Raw genomic sequence first — 20,017 nt, 5'->3', positions numbered from 1 at the left:
ACTAGAGGGTGCGGACAGTGGCGCTGTCACCCTGAACTTCTCCGACCAAGACCACGTCGGCGACCCCGACGAAGAGACCATTCTCGAGCACTCCTGGAATATTGTTGAGGGTTTTCTCCAGGGCGGCCGGATCCGAAATAGCGTTGAACTTAACATCCAGGATCATATTGCCCTGGTCAGTAATGACTGGGCCATCCTTACGCACTCCCAGGCGCAACTCCGGCTGTCCCCCCAGCGCCTGCAACGCCCGAGTCACTGGAGCCACAGCCATGGGCAACACTTCCACAGGCAGGGGGAACGTACTGCCCAGCACGTCTACCAATTTAGAATTATCGACCACCACAATGAACTGGTCAGCCAAGGAGTCGACGACTTTCTCGCGGGTGTGAGCGGCCCCGCCTCCCTTAATCAGATTATGCTGCGGATCGACCTCATCGGCGCCATCAATGGCGATATCAATCCGGTCAACTTCATCTAGGGTGGTCAAGGGAATGCCATGCTGCTTGGCCAGCACCGAGGCTTGAAAGGAGGTTGGTATTCCCTTGATGTCGGTAAGTTGACCGGATGCTAGCCGTTCGCCAATAAACTGAATTGCAAAGGCCGTGGTCGATCCCGTTCCCAGACCGACGATGCTCCCAGAAGTGACCTTAGCGGCTGCCGCCTGGCCCACTTCCTGCTTCATCAACTTAACGGGATCCATATTGATACCTCCTGGCTGAGTGTCATCGCGTCCGGTCTATAGCATGACCTAAAGTGGGTCCATTTCAAAGACTATCGTCGAGTCCATCTTGGCTGCCCCTGCTGACACCGACCCCAGCCACCATCTATCTGCTGCTTCCCAGGGCTTCCCATGCCTTCTCGTGTCGGCCCTACCATGGCTCAGCCCAGAGGCGATGAGGTGACCCAGAACCCCACCAAGAACCCGGCAATGGTAGAGAAGGTGACAGACCCGCCCCCCATTTCATAGGCCTCGGGCATCATAGTGCTGGAGAGCATGGCTAGAATAGCCCCACCGGCAATGGCCTGGGCCACTCCCACCAGCCAGTCACTGGTGATGTGCATTAAGGCCGTACCTGCCATGGCGCTAAGGCCGCTGAGCAGCACCGCCCCAACCCACAGGGCCAGGATGCGCCGGGCCGTCGTTCCCGCCTGTTTCATGCCAATGGAGCTGGATAGGGCTTCCGGAATATTGGAAATAAACACCGCCATTAGAAAGGCGCTATTGAGGTGACCAATCCCGGCATTGAATCCAATCACCAAGGCCTCCGGAATGTTATCGATCAGGGTGCCGACTAAAATAGCCACCGGTGTCGACCGCTGAGCTAGCTGCTGAAACTGATGCTCGGAGATGGGTAGATCGACTTCGACACTATCTAACACCCGTTGCCGCCAATGATCCGGCGATTCAATCCGGATCAGCTTAGCTTGGGTGGTCTCCCGTAAACGCCGGGCCAAAATTCGGCTGAGGCCGCTAGCCAAGTGAGGAGAACGGGTCAGCATGCCATCGAAGTCGATTTTATCCAGTTCATACAGCTCCATCGGGGTCAGGGCCAGCACCGTGGCAGACCGTTCTTCTCCCGTGAGTAGCGCCATTTCCCCAAACATCTCGCCAGCCCCTAAGATGGCCAACCGTTGATTCCCTTTACGAATCTCAGCTTCGCCACTGACGATCAAAAATAGAGCATCGCCCGCCGTTCCTTCCTGACAAAGGATAGTGCCAGCTCCCACCGACAATGGCTTGAGCAGAGGAATGATAGCCTGCATCTCGGAGGGCGTCAGGCTGTGCAGCATTTCGATATGACCAATGCGGTCGAGGACCTCTGAGGCAGCTTCCTGGCGATGATGGTAGAGGAACCGCCGCGAGGAGGAGGGATGCCGAATGAAACCGCCGCGCTCATCGATGTATTGAATGATGACAGTGAATAGGGTGCCTCCCAGGATAAAGCCCACAACCAACGGCCAAAATCCACTGCTGGCGAAGACTGGAGCGGTAATGTCAAATGCGATCGCAGATAACAGCGTGCCACTGCCGAAGGCCATGATAGCAGCCGTGAAGGTGCGCGCAGGTTGCCAGATAATGCCGACGATGGCTCCAATCAATAGACTGGATGCCCCCAGCAATCCCTGCAGCAATGCGATAACAGGCACGGTGAGCATAATCAGTTGCCCTAGTGGCGATCATCATCGTCTCAGCCAGATGGCTTGGGGAAACACAGACCAGACCCTAGTGTTAGAGCTATCTAGTCCATAAACGCCTCAAGCATTATGGCAGCCATCGCCAGCTAATCCTACCTATCTTGCGGCAAACTCGAGTCGGTTTCAATTAAGACGGATTAGCCACTACCAAGCCACCCTATGCCGCACCATGGCAACCACAGTCTGCCAATCAACATTGCGCCAAGGAGGCCTGGCACCTTCTAACAGCCGTTCCCCCATGCCTGCCCGATGAGTCCTCAGCTAAATTGCTCCCATGGAGGGCAACTGCATCAAGCATCACAATGGTGACCCCCCATCCTCGATAATGTTTAGAGGCGGCCAAGTTTAGCCATGACGGCTTACCTGATAAACAACGAGTGAGCCTAGGATACTTGGACGAGGTTTAAATCCTGACATGCTTGACTGACTCAGGCAGCTGTTCACTATGATCCTCTATCGGTCATGAAACCATCTCCTAAGCGATCCACCCGCGGCGTTCAAGGTAATAAGCGACTACGGCATCTACTAGCCGCCCCAGGGCTGCCGAAGGGCTGGATTGCAGGCACCTTGCTCCTGTATGGGGTAGCAGGCCTGATCTTAGCGACATTTCCCGCCCCCTACTGGATTTGGACCTTAGCCTTGGCCGGAATTTTAGCCCAAGCCCTGGCATTGGCGGGTGCGAGAGCCCTCGCTCAGTTTCGTTGGCTACCGGCTAACCTGCTGACTCTGCTAGCCATGGTGGGTAGTGGTGCTTTCGTCGCCGCCTTAGCCATCGCCCTAAACTACGCTGGTAGCGATGATCTCGACCAAGTCTCAGCAACAGCGGCAGTCTGGCAAGTGATGCAGCTGAGTCTGGTTGCCCTAGTGGTAGCCGCCCTCTGTGCCGTCATCAGCACTGAAGTTGGTGACCGGCTGTTGCAGGTGTTCAGCCGCCTGCAGACCAGTTTAATTTTGGCTGCCTTAAGTGTCTTGGGCTTGGGTCTGGGGGGGCTAATTGGCTTAGCGGTTAGTCCCACCACGGTTTAACCAACCGATCTCGCCCGGTCCAGCCTAGCCCGCTTCGAATCGACAAGGGGGCTGGGCCGTGACCCTCCAACTCTGGGTATAGGCCCTGTCTACACCACCTGATATCGAAATGCCAGCGTTGCCCAGGTGTCCATATTCAGACGATAGGGAGTGGAGGAACTAGTCTCTTCCTCTTGGGACTGGCTAGCCGCGTTCAGGTCGGCCAAAATATCTCGGGCAATGGTCAGGGGATCCTCTAGGGATCGTAACTGACGGCGGTCTCCAGAGCCTTCGAAGAGAGTCCACAGCCGTTCCCAGGTACGGCGAAAGGGTTGGACACTGAGCAATAGATAGGTATCGACCCAGGCTGTTGATTTGGGTAGACCCCAGTTGCCATTAGCATCTGGCAAGACTAGGTTGCCTCCGGCTGGGATCGCGGCCGTATCCGTATCGATAATTAATCCTTCCTCGCCTCGGCGAGCCTGAAAAATACCCGGAGAAAAGACAGCTGCCCGACCACTGCTGTCGATGGTCATGAGGGTGAGATAGAGGGGCTGTTGACCAAAGTTATCGATGCGATAGCGCACACGGCTGTCGGCAGAGAGGGCCACCGCCGAGCCATTATCCCGCATTAAGCGAGCTAAGCGACTCTCAGGCAAAGCTGGATGCGATCGCACCGTTTGCTGTTGCATCAACAATCGTTCCCGGGGAGCCACCATCTCTAGACTCGCCCGCACCGCCACCCGCGACGCCGTTTGGTTATCGGTTAGGCGCAATAACTTAGCCGCCAAGAGGGTCTGCAGATAGGGCGTCATCCGGCTGACCGCGGTTTTTACCGCCTCCTCATGGTCGGCCAGGGTCTCAGGCATAAGAGTCCGATTAGGCGAAAATAATCCATAGCCTCCCGCCGGATCAGCCTCACTGTCCCCCTGAGCCATCGAAAGCATCGCGTCACTAGTCTCATGGAAATTGGGCAGGGCTGACGCCAACAGTTGCCTAGCCTTAGCAGGCAAGCGACCAAACAAACAGTCGGCCGGTTGTTCCCCGGCCACCGTAGAAGACACGAAAGGAATCCCAGAAAGGGCACTGGTCGCATCTACCCGCTCGATACGCTCCAGACTTTTATCCAGAGCCACCACCAAATCCAACTGTCGCGGTAACACTCGCACCCGTTCATACACGCGCTCGCCCACCTGCGGCAAAGACATCTCCGCCGTTCTTGGTTGACCCACCGCCACTAATCCCTGACGGGACTGAATCTGTAGAGTGGTTGCCAGCGTTGCCTCGGCTTGATCGGTATCTCCCCAACTGAACACCGAGCGATCCCCTAAATAGGCCAAGACCGCCGGAGGTAATCCCCCCAACCAGAGCTTCACCCGGTGGTCTGCTGGCATAGTGTCCGTAACGATGCCATCAGCAGGGCGAGTTAGTTTCAAAGGCACTCCGTAAGGAGTCATGGCCATAGAACTAGACGCTTGGCTTTGAAGTTGGGGCTGCTGATCCGGGCCAGTCCAACGCTGGACAGTGGTTCCAGTCCGACTCATCACCACTCTGAGATCGATACTAGGTAGAGACTCCCACAGCTGTTGAGTCAGCGCGTAGGTAAAAATCCCCGCACTGAAGTCAGGCCACTCGCCTTCTAAGGCAATCTGATTCTCCCCACTGGCCTGTAATATCACTCCCAAGGAGTTTGAGGGATCAGCTCCCTGACCCAAGCGCTCCCAGAGCTGACGAGTGGCGTCATCTAGCTGTCCCGTGGGAGCATTGGGACGCGATCGCGACCGCAGATTACCCCAACGCACCTGGCCCAACTCGCGGTAGCCCACATCAAGCACAGTGGTTACTCGGCTGGTATTAAGAGCCCGCAACAACTGATGCAAGCTATCTTCCATCAGATCGGCAATTTGTGGCTGTTTTTCAGTGGGAAGCTGCCCATCCACTGGCACCAAACTGCGCCGACAGACATCGGGCTGGTCGGCTAAGCGAATCTGGCTGCCATAGCCACTAAAGTGAAATAGAACTGCATCCCCTGGCTGAGCCTGATCGATTAAATGGTGCTGGAAGGCATCAATGATCCCCGTCCGGGTCGCTTGGGCATTGGTTAAAAGCACAATATCGCTAGCAGAAAAGCCAAAGCGGTGGATCAGCAATTCCCGCTGCATTTCCACATCCATCAACGTGCCCCGTAGCCCCAAGGGCTGAGTCCCCGACACCTCCAGCACCGTAGCCGGATACTCATTGATGCCCACCAACAATGCCAACTTGCGACGAGCCGGCTGGGCTAGCGCCTGTTGATAGCGCCCAGCCCAACCCATGAGCGTGGATTCACTCACGCCCAACGCCAACAGCGCTAAGCCTACCTGCTGTAGAAAGGCCCGTCGGTTTAGTCCCACAGAGTCTTTATATCCACTTCTTAGACTTCCTGGGGCACTCGCATCGCCTTGACCAACTCTGCCGCCACTTCTGGCCGAGAGAATTGGGCCGGCGGTAACTCGCCCCGGCGTAGCATTTCCCGCACCTTCGTACCCGACAGATGAATACGTTCCTCCGGAGTACTGGGGCTGGTCTTAGTGGTGGCCATTGTCCCAGTTCGAGTGCAGTAAAAGGCATGCTCGAACTTCATGGGAATGATACCTAGCTCTTCGGGTTCAAACTCACCAAAGATGTGCTGAGCATCATAGGTACCGTAGTAATCGCCAACTCCAGCATGATCGCGGCCCACAATGAAGTGAGTGCAACCGTAATTTTTACGGATCAAGGCGTGGAAGATAGCTTCCCTAGGACCAGCGTACCGCATTGCAGAAGGGTTAATCGCTAAAATTACGCGGTCTTGGGGAAAATAATGTTCCAGCATAATTTCATAGCAACGCATCCGCACATCAGCGGGAATGTCATCCTTTTTAGTGGCCCCCACCAACGGATGCAGAAACAAGCCATCTACGGTTTCCAGGGCACATTTTTGAATATACTCGTGGGCTCGGTGGATCGGGTTGCGCGTCTGGAAACCGACCACGGTCTTCCACCCTCTCTGACGGAACATGGCCCGAGAGTCGGCCGGGTCAACCTGGTAGTTGGGGAATAGGGGATGGGGATCGCGCTGTAGCAGCCAAACAGGTCCCGCCAGATTGATCGGCCCCTGCTCATAGACCACTTTTACCCCAGGATGCTTCTCCTCATCCGTGCGATACACATGGATTGCCTGGTGCTGCTTATCGTAAGTATATTTTTCCGTGAGTTCTAACACTCCCACAAAGCGACCGGTGGGATCATCCAACCGTACCAACTGTCCTTCCGTCAGCTCAGCCGCCACTGCTTCATCCACCGATAGGGTAATGGGAATGCTCCAGGGCAAGCCATTGGCTAAGCGCATATCGGTGACCACCGTGGCGTAGTCGGCCTGCCCCATGAAACCTGTCAGGGGACTAAAGCCGCCGATGGCAATCATGACCAAATCAGAAAAAGCCCGTTCATCAAGGGTAATCTGAGGCAAGGTATCGGCCTTGTCCAGAAAGGTCTGGCGCTGTTCAGGACTCGTCAGTCGGTTGATCAATGTACCGCCGTGGGGCGCAATTCCATCTTTCACGTGAATATCCTCTTCTTCCTAGACAATTAATTCATATCGACGCACCGAATTGATCTAGAAACCAGTGGTTTCCTAGATCACGGTCGACGTTGCCACCGCTGCTAAGGATTGACCTCAGTCATTGCGGCCTGGTTCCGAGCTGTGATGATACCACCGCCCAAAATCAGATCATGGTCATACCAGACGGCTGCCTGTCCTGGCGTCACCCCAAACTGGGGCTCATCAAACACCAGTTTTACCCGCGCTCCCGTCGCTGGGGTGCTTGGATCAGTCAGCGGCACCACAGTAGCCGCTACCGCTGGAGAACGGTAACGGATTTGCACCTGTACCCGAATGGGGGCGCTAGGGGGAGCAATGGATACCCAATTGACCTGCTTGACCTCACAGTCAGGCTGGTGAACCTGATCTCGCTCTCCCACTACAACCTGATTGCGCCCAACATCAATGTCAAGCACGTATAGGGGATGGGGAGCGGCGATACCCAGCCCTTTCCGCTGACCGATGGTGTAGTGGTGAACCCCATCATGTTGCCCCAAGATCCGGCCTTGAGTATCGACAATATCGCCAGGGGTCGGAGCTAAGTACTTATCCAGGAAGCTCTGCATGGAGCCGTGATGCTCGATCAGGCAAAGATCTTGGCTATCGGGCTTGGCCGCTGTGTGAAGACCCAGATCAGCGGCAGTGCGACGAGTCTCGGCTTTAGTTTGGTTGCCTAGCGGAAAGTAGGATGCAGCTAGGAGCTCTTGAGGCAAGTCGTAAAGGAAATAGGATTGATCCTTGCTCAGGTCTATCGCCCGGCGCAGTTGCCAGCGCCCCGTATGGGCGTCTTGGGCAATGCGGGCATAGTGCCCGGTGGCGATTTTCTCTGCCCCGAGATGCTGTTGGGCATAGGCCAACATGGGAGCGAATTTAACGGCTCGATTGCATTGAGAGCACGGCAGTGGGGTAACCCCCTGTTGATAGCCAGATACGAGATAGTTAACGATCTGCTGTTCGAAGACATCGCGACTATCGACTAGATGATGGGGAATTCCCAGCTCATCACAGAGGCGCACCGCATCTACCATACCTTCTGAGCAGCATTGCCCTTTTCCCTTCATCAGCCACAGGGTCAGTCCAATCACGTCATATCCCTGATGATGTAGGGTCGCAGCTGCGACAGAACTATCTACTCCTCCGGAAAGGCCGACGACTACTTTCTCCATGGCCTCGCTTACTTATCTTCCCTTCTGCACAATGACCTCTATCACCCATAGCTTATAACGTCTAAGTTGACGACCTTAACCACCGATAGCCGGCCCTAAGCCGGATATCCATGGCAGTAGTCCCGTGAGATCAAAGATCGACGAGGATCGTATTCTGTCAACCTGTAAATTTTTGTTTTGCAATTGCCAGCTCTAGGCTAACATTCACATGTCCATCTGAAGGAATGATGTTATAAGCTTTGCGTCAATATTTTTCGGGCAATCATTAATGCTTTCTAAAGTTGGGCCTCATCATGACGGAACCCCTTTACATCGTAACCTCTTTCCCGCTTGAGTCGGCAGGGCGCTCCTGCGAGCATAGCTACAGCCCATTTGGCCGCCAGGTCAGACTGGGGATACTCCTATTGCTGCTAGTCGGTAGTTGGGGACTCATCTTAGATAGGGCTGCCAAAGCCCAGCGTCTTACAGAACCTCTGGCAGAACCCCTGGCCCAAGTCTTAGATACGCCACCGCCACCACCGGCATCGAGTGTCGGTAGTGCCCCCCTGCCAACCAGCGGCGAGCAATACATCGTCTTTGTGAATGGCAATAGTCCGCTGCTGCTCGATCAAATCCGCCAAGTGGAGCCGGAAGCCTTTCTCAGCCGCCATGAAGGTCGCTCGGTGATCCAGGTGGGTCGATTTAACCATGCCGATAATGCCCAGACCCGCGCCAGTGAGCTGTCGATGCTGGGAATCGAAGCCAGGATTGCAACCGTTCCGGCAGCTATGACCTATAACACTCCCCCAGCCCCTACGATCAGCACCAGCAGCAGCTCTGGTAGCCTGCCGCCCCTACCGGTGGCGGCAACACCTCAAAATATAGAGTTTGGCCAATCTTTGCAGGGGGCTTCTCCTGCGGCCCCTGTCTCGGAGACGACAGCCACGGCGCCTCCCCAAGTGGCCAATGCTCCCTACTATGTGGTGATCCCGGCAAGGTCCCAAGAATTGGCGGAGCTGCGGAGCCAGATTATTCAATTAGGGACTCCCGCGGATCAAGTGCATGCTCGTCAGTCTCCCCGCGGTCCCCATGTGGCCGTTGGTCCGTTTAGCGATCGAGGGTTAGCCGCTGAGTGGACGGATTATCTGCGGGATGCTGGGTGGCGGTCAGCTCGGGTACACTATGAGCCCTGAGCATCCTATGGTGGGAGCAAGCTGGTCTGGTGTCTATTGTGACTCTAGCGCCAGAGCGATTTCCCCCCTAACCTGTCAGGTTTAGACTCATTCCCGAGCTATGGTGCCAATTCAGCAGTGTGTCGTAACCGCGGAGCAGATGCGCCAGATTGAGGGGCGTCTGTTTGCCGCCGGGATGCCAGTGGCCGCGTTGATGGAGAAGGTGGCCCAGCGCATCACGACTTGGCTAGAGGATCACTTTGATTTGAGGATTTATCCTCGGATAGGAGTGGTTGCAGGACCAGGGCACAATGGCGGTGATGCTCTGGTGGTGGCCCGGGAATTACACAGTCGGGGCTATGATGTGCGGGTCTATGCGCCATTGGCAAAGTTTAAGGACCTGACCCAGGCCCATGCCGAGTATATTAAACATCTCGGTATTCTTTGGGCCGAATCGCTGGCGGCTCTTGCGGACTGTGATCTGCTTGTCGATGGGCTGTTTGGCTTTGGCCTGGAGCGACCGATCGAGGGTGCGATCGCAACCGATGTCGAGCAGATCAACCAATGGTCACAGCCCGTGGTCAGCATTGACCTACCCTCAGGCCTCCACACCGATAGCGGCAATGTCCTGGGCACCGCTATTCGAGCCAGCCATACCCTCTGTCTAGGCCTGTGGAAACGGGGATGTTTCCAAGACTCAGCGCTACCCTTACTGGGGCGCGTTCATCTAATCGACTTTGATATTCCCTGGTCCGACATTGAGGCAGTGCTAGGCCAACGCCCCCAAGTCGGTCGAATCACGGCGGCCATAGCCCGGGAGGGCCTACCCCTGCCTCGCCTGGCTAATACCCATAAGTATCGCGTCGGCCACCTGCTGTTAGTAGCCGGTTCCCAGACCTACAGTGGAGCTGCCCTGCTAGCTGGACTAGGGGCCCGGGCCAGTGGCGTCGGCATGGTTACCCTGGCTGTACCCGCTTCCCTGAAAGCCAGTCCTGACGGCCTCCCTACCCGAGGCCTTGATGATTCCGTGCCCAGAACCCCTGATGGTGCCATTGCCCAGCTACCAGACTCGATGGATCTGGAGTCCTATGATGTCATTGCCTGTGGGCCGGGGCTCTCGTTGGCTGCCAATGCCTGTGTGCAGCGTGTGATCGCTACCCCATCGCCCCTACTGCTGGATGCGGATGGCCTCAATATTCTAGCGACGTTGACCCCCATCCCGGCCTTAAAGCAGCGCTCGGCGCCTACCCTGCTGACGCCCCATCCCGGTGAATTCAAGCGCCTTTTCAAGGGGTTGGAGGCCCCCGATTGGCCAGGGAGTCAAGCCCAAGCCGCTGCCCACTACAGCCAAGCCATCGTGGTACTCAAGGGGGCTCGCACCGTCATCGCCCATCCCCGCGGACATCTGTGGTTGACCCCCGATAGCACTCCGGCCTTGGCCCGGGGAGGTAGCGGGGATATCCTCACCGGTCTACTCGGTGGTCTCGCCGCCCAAAAAGTCGTGGGAGGCGCTGCAGCCAGCCATGACTTGGCGCTAATGAACGCTGCCCTGAGTGGTGTCTGGTGGCATGCCCAGGCCGGGCGGGCGGCCGCCGCAGTCCATAGTGAATTGGGGGTGGATCCGTTGACTCTACTACACCATCTGACACCAACCCTAGTACGGGAGATGGCCGATGCCCAGCCCTGAGGAAATGCGCACGTGGTTGATACAGTGGCTTTGGCAGCTGCCTCCTGAAGCCCATGGCTTTCTGGGATTCATCATCCTGCTATGGATGTTAGAGCTGACAGATACCCTGGCGTTGCGAGGCAGCCTCGACCAGATGGGCATTCGCCCCCGGCAATTGGGGGGACTTTGGGGCATTCTATGGGCGCCGTTACTCCATGGCAATTTAGGCCACTTAACAGCCAATACTGCGCCTCTAGCCGTATTGGGGGGCCTGATCCTATGGCAGAAGACGGCGTTATTCTGGACGATTACTCTGGCTGTCTGGGTAATCAGTGGCCTTGGGGTTTGGTTGCTGGGACGTCCCAAGACCAATCATTTAGGTGCCAGTGGTTTGGTATTTGGCTATCTGGGATTTTTGCTGGGAATGGGCTACTTCGAGCGTAGCCTCATGGCCATTGCGATCGCATTAATTGTGGGCCTCACCTACAGCAGTTTGCTCTGGGGACTACTGCCTCTACGGCGAGGGCGCTCCTGGACCGGCCACCTGTTTGGCTTCGCCGGTGGCATTTTGGTGGCCCAAGCCTTGCCCCAGCTCCATCCCTGGTTCATGACACCGCTATAACGAGTCAGAGTGTAACCCGTCAAAGCAGGGCATAGAAACCCGTCACGACATTAGAACTAGGGAATTAGGGACACGACTTACCGTGTCCCCACTGGCGTTACTTATTGGGTTGGGGGGTCATGCGCAGATAGGACTTCACCTCGGTGACTCCCTTCGGGAATCTCTGCTTAGCCTCATCGGTAGGGATCTTGGGCGATACCACTACATCTTCGCCGTCCTGCCAATCCACAGGCGTGGCCACACTGTAGTTATCGGTCAGCTGCAGAGAATCCAGCACCCGCAAGATCTCGTTGAAGTTACGACCCGTGCTAGGGGGATAGGTAATGGTGAGCCGCAGCTTCTTCTGGGGATCAATCACAAATACTGTCCGCACTGTCACCTTGGCGTCGGCATTGGGATGAATCATGCCGTACAGATTCGACACCTTTTTATCCACATCGGCAATGATGGGATAGTTCACCGTCGTGCTCTGGGTCTCGTTGATGTCACCAATCCAACCTTGGTGGGAATCGGCATCATCTACACTCAGGGCAATGACCTTAGCGCCGCGCTTTTCAAATTCAGACTTGAGCTTGGCTACACTGCCCAACTCGGTAGTGCAGACAGGCGTATAGTCGGCGGGGTGCGAAAACAGCACCACCCAACTATCCCCAGCCCAGTCGTAAAAGTTGATTTCACCCTCGGTGGTTTGCTGGGTGAAATTCGGTATTGTGTCGCCTAATTGCAGTGTCATCGTGAAGCCTCTCCGTGAATTCAGTCGATGTTGCGTGGCCCACTCAGGCACGCGCATCATGAGTTTGCCATAAACTCCGGTATTTCGGTCGGAGTTTAGAGGTTTTCTTAATTATGCTATCGTGCTTCCCCTACTTTGGTAACGGTTTTCCCCTGCTGAGGTCTGCGTTCTGCTCGGTATCAGAAAACGCTAAAGTGGGCATGTAGCATCGGAATCAGCTATGGCAGACGAGACTGGACATGTGCTTTTGGTCGATGATGAGCCCGGGTTGCGGGAGGCGGTTCAGGCCTATCTCGAGGACAGTGGTTTCAGCGTTGAGGTGGCTAGTAATGCCCAAGAGGGATGGCAGCGGCTGCAAGAACGGATGCCAGACGTGCTGATTTCCGACATCATGATGCCCCAGGTAGATGGCTATCAGTTTCTGGCTCAGGTGCGCGAAGATCCTCGTTTCAAGGGACTACCTGTCGTCTTTCTGACAGCTCGTGGTATGACTAGCGATCGCATCCAGGGCTACAACGCTGGCTGTGATGCCTATTTGCCCAAACCCTTTGACCCCGAGGAATTAGTCGCCATTGTAGGTAACTTGATGCAGCGGCGGGTGGCCCAATCGCCAGAGGCAGGCACGCCCCCAGACATGGCTACCATGGCTCGTCAGATCGAAGAAATTCGAGCTCTACTCTCCCAAAAAGGAAGCGTCTCTCAGTCCCCCACCCCTATCCGCATCGATCTCACCCCACGGGAACAGAGTGTTTTAGATCTGGTGGCGGAAGGCCTAATGAATAAGGAAATCGCCCGCCGCCTCGACACTAGCGTCCGCAATGTCGAGAAGTATGTCAGTCGCCTGTTCAGCAAAACCGGCACCAATAGCCGCACCGAGCTGGTACGTTATGCCCTAGAACATGGGCTCATTAGCACCTGATCGGGCAGCTGCAATCGCCACTGATTCAATTACCACTGAAGAGATCCAACGGAAATGGTCCATAGGTGCCATTCACCTCATCCACCTCAGAGGCGTGGTAGGTAATTAAAACCCCCCGGGAGGGACCGTCGTAGCGATTAACATAGCCCTTGTCATTGAGGGTATTGAATTTGATGTAGAAAGGCCCAGCGTGATCGGCCGTGAGGGTGAGTGTGCACTGTCCTCCCAAGGCTGCGACATAGGCCTCCAGGGCTGCCTGCGCTTTATCTAAAGACTCCACGCAGATCCCCAGGGTCTGATAGTCTGAGAGCTGGTTGAACTGTAATAACTCCTCTCGTAGGGTCTGTCGCTCCTGCGGTGATAGAGTGGGCGGCACCTCTAGACAGCTGAAGCGAGCCAGATGGCGGCGCAGGGCCGTAATTTCAGTAGAACCAGCCATAGTCATGTGATGTGTGATGCGATCGCATCCCAGCGGGATTACTAGCAAAGGGACAGTAGCCTCTCCCTCTACCCTACTGCCAGAGGGCCATAATGACATACCACGTACGGGTCATGGACATGCCATCCGAGGAGCGGCCTCGGGAACGGCTATTACACTATGGAGCCCGCACCCTTTCCACCGCCGAACTTCTGGCCATCCTCATGGGCACGGGGCAAGGCCCGGGCAAGCTGTCAGCCGTTGGCCTGGGACAATTAATTTTGCAAGAACTCAGCCGCGATCAGCGAGACGCCTTGGATACTCTACGGACGGTGTCAGCCCATGATCTGATGCAGATTTCTGGAGTTGGTGCCGCCAAAGCCACCACCATCCTAGCCGCTATCGAATTGGGCCGACGGGTGCTGCAAAGCAAACCTGCCGACCGGGCCGTCGTGGATGATCCCGCCGTTGCCGCCGCCGCCCTCAGTGCCGACTTGATGTGGCAGAGCCAAGAACGCTTCGCCGTCTTACTGCTCGACATCAAGCATCGGATTCTGGGCATCCGCGTCATCACCATCGGCACTGCCACCGAAACCCTAGCCCACCCACGAGATATTTTCCGAGAAGTCATTCGCCACGGTGCCGTGCGCTGCATCGTGGCCCATAACCATCCCAGTGGCAACCTGGAACCCAGTGCCGACGATCTATCCCTCACCCAACAACTGCTGGAAGGCGCCAAAATCCTCGGCATTCCCGTCCTCGATCACCTGATTCTCGGCAACGGCGACTTTCGCAGTCTACGGCAGAGTACCAATCTTTGGCAGGAAGAAGAGTGATGGGGCGAACGGCGAACGGCTTGCCCTGAGCGGTGTCGTTTCGCCAAGCGACATGAAAGGCTTTGCCTGCCCGGAGGGCATAGGGAGAGCGGAAAAGCAGTAGATGGGTGATGGAGTACAGGGGCAAGGAGATAGTGTTGAGTTTTAAGTTCTTAGGTTTGAATTCTCTCAGTAGTGCTTTAATTCAAAACTTAACATTCAAAACTCCCCCACTGCCCTACTCGCTCACAATCTGCCCTGCTGTCACCTTTAAAATCTGGGAGGACTGCAGCCATTGAGCATCGAAGGAGCCTAAGTGGGTGGTGGTGATCAGGGTTTGGAAGCGGTCTTGGATGGCATCCAATAGCTGGTTCTGGCGACTTAGGTCGAGTTCTGCCAGCACATCGTCCAGTAACAACAGCGGTGGATCTGCAATCACCTCATCAATCAGATTCAGTTCTGCCAGTTTCAGGGCCAATACCAGCGTTCGCTGTTGCCCCTGGGATCCGTATTGACGGGCGGGAGTGCCGTTGATGGTGAAGTCAATGTTGTCGCGATGGGGACCCACCAGCGTCGTGTGCTGATGCTGTTCTGCGATCGCACGCTGCCGGATCTTATCCAAAAACGCCGCCTGAATGTGACTGGCATCATCCTGCTCCACTGGCACATTGGGCTGATAGCGAGTGTCCAGCACCTCAGTCTCCCCACTAATGGCCTGATGCCAAGCGCCAGCGATGGGGGCTAATCGCTCCAGCCCCCTGGCCCGCCGCCGCATTACCCGAGTGCCAAGGGCAGCCAATTGGGCATCCCATAGGGCCAGTTGCTGAGCATCAATTTGCCTATCAGACGGACCATCACTATCCGCCTGCCGCAGCAGGGCATTGCGTTGCTTCAGGGCCTGCTGATACTGACCCAAAATATAGGCATACACTGGTTCTAGCTGCATCAAGAGAGTATCTAGCCACTGTCGCCTCACCCCTGGTCCGCCTCGTACTAGCTCCAGGTCTAAGGACGAGAACTGCACCGCATTGATGTGGCCTAAAAAATCCAACTGCCGCCGCAGCTTCTCCCCATGCACTGTGGCAGTGCGACGGCTGCCCTGTCGCAGCACCAAGCCCAGATTCACTGGTCCCAGTTGCCGCTGTACCGTGGCCGCAATTTGGCTTAGGGACTTCCCCTCCTGAATCAAGTCTCCATCGCGACTGGTGCGGTGAGACTTGAGGGTGGCTAATAGCTCCACCGATTCCAGCAAATTGGACTTACCCTGGGCATTTGCTCCGACCAGGATGGTTTTTGCTGCCGAAAACTCGACCGCCTGCTCACTGTAGTTGCGAAAGTGCTTCAAATGCAGAGTCTTCAAATACATGCAGCCTGGTCAATCAGAGGGGAACGCGTGTCATCACCCCGGCCAATGTGTATTCTATTTGGGGACAGCAACGGTTGCCTATTAATCAGGCTTTAGTGGTTGCCATCGAATATCTAGGGTTAAGCTTGAGCTACCCTTTTGCCTCGGACCCTATGGTCTCAGAGGTATATTCAGGTTGCCTATCTCCCGAGCCACTGTTGGACCAGAGCCCTTGCTAGGAAAGTCATGTTGCCGCCAGAAACAGCCTCAGATACCCTAGAAAACCCAGTAGTAATCGGGACGATGAATGGCTCTGACTAAGCCTGACTGCAGGGTCACGGTTCATAGGTCCGCTGAGGGGATGTTAGTGGAGGGCGTTAGTGATTACGAGACTGGCTGGATAAGCTAGTAGAGACGCATTCTGTATAACGCTTTGGGAGTAGCGACCTGCCGGCCGCGTCACTGCCCTTAGCAATTGGTCGTAACCATGTTCGTGCGTCCGCTCAACGGCTTGATATGTCTGCAGGAGCCTATATAGGAGACTATCCATTATGGTTACATCCCGTGTTTGGCTGAGATTTGCTACCGTTGCCCTCTGCTCAGCGGGTGCGATCGCAACCAGTCTGGCCCCCGTGAAGGCAGAGGATATTCTGCGCCAAGACAATGACCTGCCACCTGCCCAACACACCTATACCTTTGAGGGCAAAGCCGAGCAAGCCGTTACTATCGTTCTAGAGAGTGATGAGTTTGATCCGGTGCTGTCTTTGCAGGCGCCCGACGGCGAAGAAATTGCCTACAACGATGACTACGGCGGCACCCTTAACTCCACCATCATCATTACCCTACCCACCGACGGCAGCTACACCGTCGTGACCCGGTCTTTCTCAGGCTCCGGAGGAGACTATTCACTCGTTGTCAGAGACGCCACCCCCTTCGAAGTGGCTTATAACCAGGCGGCGACGCTGGCTCAGCAACAAGACTATGAGGCGGCCATCGAGGCCTTTGGTGAGGCGATTGCCATTGATGCTGAACAGCCCTCCGCCTATCTAGGGCGAGCCGATGCTTACCTGGGGCAAGCCTATCTGACTATGGGCGATCGGTTTACAGGCCCCCAAGACTTACCGCCGTTGATTCGCTCTGCCCTGATTCGAGATTTTGAAGCGGCAGCCGACTTGATCCAAGCGGCTGGGAATGATGAATGGGCCGACTCCTTGCGAGAGCAAGCCAACTATCTAAGGACAGGAGAATTACCCGTACAGCCGGATGCCGTAGAACCTGCTCCCAATAACTGACTCTAGCAACTCACTGAGGAACTACCGGGTCCACCTAGCCGGGGAGCCGATTCAGGATTATGGATCGGTTTGGAGTACTTGGGGTTGTAAGAGATCTACCATATCCTTCAGGCCCCGATGAATGCGGCGGGTGACCGTCATGGGGCTGACCCCGATTTGCTCGGCAACTTCTTTGCGGGAAAGGCCATGCAAAAATACATGCTCGATGGCAGCCCGGCTTGTCTCTTCGAGTTGGCTCATGGCCCGTTGCAGCTGTTGCCGGTCTTCGTCTAAACTCTGCAGAACTTCGTAGTGGGCATCGGGTAAGGTATCGCCCAAGGTGGTGGGATGGGGCTCATCTTGAGGTCTCACCGACGCATCTAGGCTCAGGGGCGTGCGATTCTTATGAGCGATCTTGACCTCTTGCCATTCTGCGACTGAAATCTTCAAGACGTTGGCCATTTCATCATCGCTAGGATTGCGGCCAAGCTGATGGATTAAATCGAGTTGTTTCTTCTGCGCTTCCTTTTGCAAGTCTTGCCAACGGCGAGGGATCTTGATGGTGTTGCCCCGATCCCGCAAGAAGTGAAGAATCTCACCCCGGATATAGGGGACTGCGAAGGAACTGAAGGCACAGCCCTGGCTGGGATCGAAGCGTTCGATAGCTCGAATCAGTCCGATGAAGCCGATTTGTTCTAGGTCTTCGTAGGGTTCTGAACATTGATGGCTGACTCGATGAGCTATTTTGCGAACCAGCCCTGCGTTTAAGCGAACGAGACGATTGCGCAACTGCACCGATGGATTATGCTGGTATTCCATCAATAGTTCGATACCACGGGAGCGGAGGGAAGGGGTTTGAGTAGCCATTGTCCAGTAACCTTGCTTAAGGACGTTCCATTGAGAACTGCATCCATTCTCGAAAGATTGACGCTAGGCCACCATCGTTGATCTACGGGATTCTCAAGCGCCCCCAGCGGAGAGCTCTGTATATCCACTGAGGTTTTAGTGGCGCATCTTCTGTAGCTGAGTGAGTGCGTAAGCAAGTTCCCCTCCGTAAGTGCCTTGATTGATGGGAGGTTGACTGGTTTACCCCCTTGGATATGGGGCTAGCAGTGGAAATGTAAACTTTTTTTGCGAACTCATTAGTAAACTGCCGTCGAATCGAAGCTGTGTCTAACGGTTTAGGTCATGGGTGATGGTCTAGACTTAACTGAAATAGGCGCTGTCAACGGGAAGGGACCCATCTATGCGACTGTCGCAAATGCTCTTTGTTACCCTGCGGGAGGATCCGGCAGAGGCGGAAATTCCCAGTCACAAGCTGTTGCTACGGGCTGGCTATATGCGTCGTATTGCCAATGGTGTCTATGCCTACTTGCCATTGCTGTGGCGAGTGCTGAATAAGGTATCGGCTATCGTGCGGGACGAGATGAATGCCACCGGGGCTCAGGAATGCTTGCTACCCCAGTTACAACCGTCGGAGCTGTGGCGAGAGTCGGGGCGCTGGGAGACCTATACCAAGGCCGAGGGCATCATGTTTTCCCTAATCGACCGCCGCGATCAGGAAATGGGATTGGGACCGACCCACGAAGAGGTGATCACGGCCATTGCCCGGGACATGATTCGCTCCTACCGGCAACTGCCTCTGAATCTATATCAGATCCAGACTAAGTTTCGAGATGAGATTCGCTCCCGCTTTGGTTTGATGCGGGGGCGCGAGTTCATCATGAAAGACGCCTACTCGTTCCACGTCGATGAGGACAGCCTCAAGCGAACCTACACCGATATGTATATTGTCTACACGAAGATCCTGCAGCGGTGTGGGCTCCAGTTCCGAGCCGTGGATGCCGATTCTGGTGCCATTGGAGGCTCTGGCTCGACGGAGTTTATGGTGCTGGCCGCAGCCGGAGAAGATGAGGTACTGTACACCGACGATGGTCAGTATGCCGCCAATGTGGAGAAAGCCGTGTCTCTCCCCGCCGAGGTAGTGCCGTCTCCCTTTAAGACCTACGAGAAGCTGGAGACCCCCAACACGCCCACCATTGAGACCCTAGCTAATTTCTTGCAGTGTTCACCGACGCAGATCGTTAAGAACGTGCTGTACCAAGTAGTCTACGACAATGGCCGCACTGTCTTGGTGCTGGTCAGCATTCGGGGTGATCAGGATGTCAATGACACTAAGCTGCAAAACGAGCTGTCGCAGCTAGCTACCAACTATGGTGCCAGCACGGTAATTGGGTTGGATGTCCCGGATCAGGCGGCTCAAGGGAAGTGGACAGCTAAACCATTGCCGTTGGGGTACATCGCGCCGGATCTCTCGGACGACTATATTCGCTCTGGGGTAAAGCATCTGGAGCCCAGGTTTCTGCGGATGGCAGACCAGACGGTGGTGGACCTCAAGAATTTTGTCACTGGGGCGAATGAAGCGGGCTATCACACCGTCGGCGGGAACTGGAACCAAGAGTATGCAATCCCCAAGCTAGTGGTGGATGTGCGGGCAGCTAAGGTGGGGGATCGGGCCGTCCATGATCCGGCTCAGACGCTGAAAACGGCGCGGGGCATTGAAATCGGCCATATTTTTCAACTGGGGCAGAAGTATTCTGAAGCCATGGGGGCCACGTACACGGCGGAATCGGGGGAAGAAGTGCCTTTGTGGATGGGCTGTTATGGCGTGGGGGTGTCTCGACTGGCCCAGGCGGCGGTGGAGCAGTCTTACGACAAGGATGGCATCATCTGGCCGGTGGCTATTGCCCCGTACCAGGCCATTGTGGTCATTCCCAACCAGGCTGCTGCCGACCAGGTGGCGGCGGCGGAGACGCTCTATCGCGATTTGACCGCGGCCGGAGTGGAAACCTTGCTGGACGATCGCCAGGAACGGGCCGGGGTTAAGTTTAAGGATGCCGATCTGATTGGCATCCCGTTTCGCATTGTCACTGGCCGTTCCTTGAAGCAGGGCCGGGTGGAGGTGGTGAAACGGAGAAGCCATGAGTCGGAGGAAATCCCTGTGGCGGCGGTGGTGACGACGGTGAAGCAGTGGCTAGATGAGGCCCTGGCGGCGTAGCGTGGGGCTGTGATTAAGAGATGGAATTAA

Annotated in this window: 17 protein-coding genes; 8 read left to right on the top strand and 9 right to left on the bottom strand. The window is 55.8% G+C overall.

The features are described 5' to 3' along the window. Position 1 precedes the first annotated feature (1 nt). Both rpiA and XM38_RS16715 read right to left on the bottom strand, forming a co-directional pair. Positions 2-700 (bottom strand): ribose-5-phosphate isomerase RpiA, encoded by a 699-nt coding sequence (gene rpiA, locus XM38_RS16720; protein WP_088430466.1) that lies wholly within the window; start codon positions 698-700, stop codon positions 2-4. Positions 701-879: 179 nt separating this feature from the next. Beyond that, the gene (locus XM38_RS16715) at positions 880-2,157 is read right to left on the bottom strand and encodes a cyclic nucleotide-binding domain-containing protein (RefSeq protein WP_187329442.1); all 1,278 of its coding nucleotides are present in this window, start codon (positions 2,155-2,157) and stop codon (positions 880-882) included. A 501-nt stretch (positions 2,158-2,658) separates the two neighbouring features. On the opposite strand from XM38_RS16715, the gene XM38_RS16710 reads away from it, so the two are divergent. Beyond that, complete coding sequence (locus tag XM38_RS16710) at positions 2,659-3,222, top strand: hypothetical protein (RefSeq protein WP_080806692.1); 564 nt, start codon at positions 2,659-2,661, stop codon at positions 3,220-3,222. Between the two features lie 89 nt (positions 3,223-3,311). Here the strand turns inward: XM38_RS16710 and XM38_RS16705 are convergent, their stop codons facing one another. From XM38_RS16705 to mnmA, 3 genes are all read right to left on the bottom strand, one after another. Beyond that, positions 3,312-5,594, bottom strand: a complete 2,283-nt coding sequence (locus tag XM38_RS16705) for a caspase family protein (RefSeq protein WP_088430464.1) — start codon at positions 5,592-5,594, stop codon at positions 3,312-3,314. Between the two features lie 20 nt (positions 5,595-5,614). Continuing rightward, complete coding sequence (gene sat / locus XM38_RS16700; protein ID WP_088430462.1) at positions 5,615-6,790, bottom strand: sulfate adenylyltransferase; 1,176 nt, start codon at positions 6,788-6,790, stop codon at positions 5,615-5,617. A 95-nt stretch (positions 6,791-6,885) separates the two neighbouring features. Then, a complete protein-coding gene (mnmA, locus tag XM38_RS16695; RefSeq protein WP_088430460.1) occupies positions 6,886-7,989 on the bottom strand; it encodes a tRNA 2-thiouridine(34) synthase MnmA in 1,104 nt (367 codons plus the stop codon). Between the two features lie 293 nt (positions 7,990-8,282). On the opposite strand from mnmA, the gene XM38_RS16690 reads away from it, so the two are divergent. From XM38_RS16690 to XM38_RS16680, 3 genes are all read left to right on the top strand, one after another. After that, positions 8,283-9,161, top strand: coding sequence for an SPOR domain-containing protein (locus XM38_RS16690; protein ID WP_137455148.1), 879 nt, complete (start codon positions 8,283-8,285; stop codon positions 9,159-9,161). Between the two features lie 100 nt (positions 9,162-9,261). Further along, positions 9,262-10,827, top strand: coding sequence for an NAD(P)H-hydrate dehydratase (locus XM38_RS16685; RefSeq protein WP_225889336.1), 1,566 nt, complete (start codon positions 9,262-9,264; stop codon positions 10,825-10,827). Further along, positions 10,814-11,428, top strand: coding sequence for a rhomboid family intramembrane serine protease (locus XM38_RS16680; RefSeq protein ID WP_225889335.1), 615 nt, complete (start codon positions 10,814-10,816; stop codon positions 11,426-11,428). The genes XM38_RS16685 and XM38_RS16680 overlap by 14 nt, the downstream gene beginning before the upstream one ends. 97 nt (positions 11,429-11,525) lie before the next feature. Here XM38_RS16680 and XM38_RS16675 read toward each other — a convergent pair whose 3' ends face one another. Then, a complete protein-coding gene (locus tag XM38_RS16675) occupies positions 11,526-12,161 on the bottom strand; it encodes a peroxiredoxin (RefSeq protein WP_088430456.1) in 636 nt (211 codons plus the stop codon). Positions 12,162-12,381: 220 nt separating this feature from the next. Between XM38_RS16675 and XM38_RS16670 the strand changes: the two genes are divergently transcribed. Continuing rightward, the gene (locus XM38_RS16670) at positions 12,382-13,080 is read left to right on the top strand and encodes a response regulator transcription factor (RefSeq protein WP_088430454.1); all 699 of its coding nucleotides are present in this window, start codon (positions 12,382-12,384) and stop codon (positions 13,078-13,080) included. 25 nt (positions 13,081-13,105) lie between these two features. On the opposite strand, the gene XM38_RS16665 is transcribed toward XM38_RS16670, so the two are convergent. Beyond that, on the bottom strand, positions 13,106-13,519 hold the full coding sequence (locus tag XM38_RS16665; RefSeq protein ID WP_225889334.1) for a DUF1824 family protein: 414 nt from the start codon (positions 13,517-13,519) through the stop codon (positions 13,106-13,108). A gap of 92 nt (positions 13,520-13,611) precedes the next feature. Here XM38_RS16665 and radC point away from each other — a divergent pair, with 92 nt between their 5' ends. Beyond that, positions 13,612-14,334: a RadC family protein gene (gene radC, locus XM38_RS16660; protein WP_080806709.1), complete on the top strand. Its 723-nt coding sequence runs from the start codon at positions 13,612-13,614 to the stop codon at positions 14,332-14,334. A gap of 217 nt (positions 14,335-14,551) precedes the next feature. On the opposite strand, the gene recF is transcribed toward radC, so the two are convergent. Further along, the gene (gene recF / locus XM38_RS16655) at positions 14,552-15,679 is read right to left on the bottom strand and encodes a DNA replication/repair protein RecF (protein ID WP_080806711.1); all 1,128 of its coding nucleotides are present in this window, start codon (positions 15,677-15,679) and stop codon (positions 14,552-14,554) included. A gap of 530 nt (positions 15,680-16,209) precedes the next feature. Here recF and XM38_RS16650 point away from each other — a divergent pair. Then, positions 16,210-16,950: a tetratricopeptide repeat protein gene (locus XM38_RS16650; protein ID WP_088430452.1), complete on the top strand. Its 741-nt coding sequence runs from the start codon at positions 16,210-16,212 to the stop codon at positions 16,948-16,950. A 57-nt stretch (positions 16,951-17,007) separates the two neighbouring features. Here the strand turns inward: XM38_RS16650 and XM38_RS16645 are convergent, their stop codons facing one another. Then, complete coding sequence (locus XM38_RS16645; RefSeq protein WP_080806715.1) at positions 17,008-17,796, bottom strand: RNA polymerase sigma factor SigF; 789 nt, start codon at positions 17,794-17,796, stop codon at positions 17,008-17,010. A 379-nt stretch (positions 17,797-18,175) separates the two neighbouring features. On the opposite strand from XM38_RS16645, the gene XM38_RS16640 reads away from it, so the two are divergent. After that, positions 18,176-19,987: a proline--tRNA ligase gene (locus XM38_RS16640; protein WP_088430450.1), complete on the top strand. Its 1,812-nt coding sequence runs from the start codon at positions 18,176-18,178 to the stop codon at positions 19,985-19,987. Positions 19,988-20,017 lie beyond the last annotated feature (30 nt).

This window comes from Halomicronema hongdechloris C2206, assembly GCF_002075285.3.
GTDB lineage: Bacteria > Cyanobacteriota > Cyanobacteriia > Phormidesmidales > Phormidesmidaceae > Halomicronema_B > Halomicronema_B hongdechloris.
The sequence above is the reverse complement of the archived record's forward strand: the minus strand, read 5'-3'. Positions and strand labels throughout refer to the sequence as shown.

Excerpts from the sequence above, each read along its gene's own strand:
- rpiA (WP_088430466.1), bottom strand. The coding sequence starts at position 700 with ATGGATCCCGTTAAGTTGATGAAGCAGGAAGTGGGCCAGGCGGCAGCC.
- XM38_RS16715 (WP_187329442.1), bottom strand. The coding sequence starts at position 2,157 with ATGCTCACCGTGCCTGTTATCGCATTGCTGCAGGGATTGCTGGGGGCA.
- XM38_RS16710 (WP_080806692.1), top strand. The coding sequence starts at position 2,659 with ATGAAACCATCTCCTAAGCGATCCACCCGCGGCGTTCAAGGTAATAAG.
- mnmA (WP_088430460.1), bottom strand. The coding sequence starts at position 7,989 with ATGGAGAAAGTAGTCGTCGGCCTTTCCGGAGGAGTAGATAGTTCTGTC.
- XM38_RS16690 (WP_137455148.1), top strand. The coding sequence starts at position 8,283 with ATGACGGAACCCCTTTACATCGTAACCTCTTTCCCGCTTGAGTCGGCA.
- XM38_RS16685 (WP_225889336.1), top strand. The coding sequence starts at position 9,262 with ATGGTGCCAATTCAGCAGTGTGTCGTAACCGCGGAGCAGATGCGCCAG.
- XM38_RS16680 (WP_225889335.1), top strand. The coding sequence starts at position 10,814 with ATGCCCAGCCCTGAGGAAATGCGCACGTGGTTGATACAGTGGCTTTGG.
- XM38_RS16675 (WP_088430456.1), bottom strand. The coding sequence starts at position 12,161 with ATGACACTGCAATTAGGCGACACAATACCGAATTTCACCCAGCAAACC.
- XM38_RS16670 (WP_088430454.1), top strand. The coding sequence starts at position 12,382 with ATGGCAGACGAGACTGGACATGTGCTTTTGGTCGATGATGAGCCCGGG.
- XM38_RS16665 (WP_225889334.1), bottom strand. The coding sequence starts at position 13,519 with ATGGCTGGTTCTACTGAAATTACGGCCCTGCGCCGCCATCTGGCTCGC.
- radC (WP_080806709.1), top strand. The coding sequence starts at position 13,612 with ATGACATACCACGTACGGGTCATGGACATGCCATCCGAGGAGCGGCCT.
- recF (WP_080806711.1), bottom strand. The coding sequence starts at position 15,679 with ATGTATTTGAAGACTCTGCATTTGAAGCACTTTCGCAACTACAGTGAG.
- XM38_RS16650 (WP_088430452.1), top strand. The coding sequence starts at position 16,210 with ATGGTTACATCCCGTGTTTGGCTGAGATTTGCTACCGTTGCCCTCTGC.
- XM38_RS16645 (WP_080806715.1), bottom strand. The coding sequence starts at position 17,796 with ATGGCTACTCAAACCCCTTCCCTCCGCTCCCGTGGTATCGAACTATTG.
- XM38_RS16640 (WP_088430450.1), top strand. The coding sequence starts at position 18,176 with ATGCGACTGTCGCAAATGCTCTTTGTTACCCTGCGGGAGGATCCGGCA.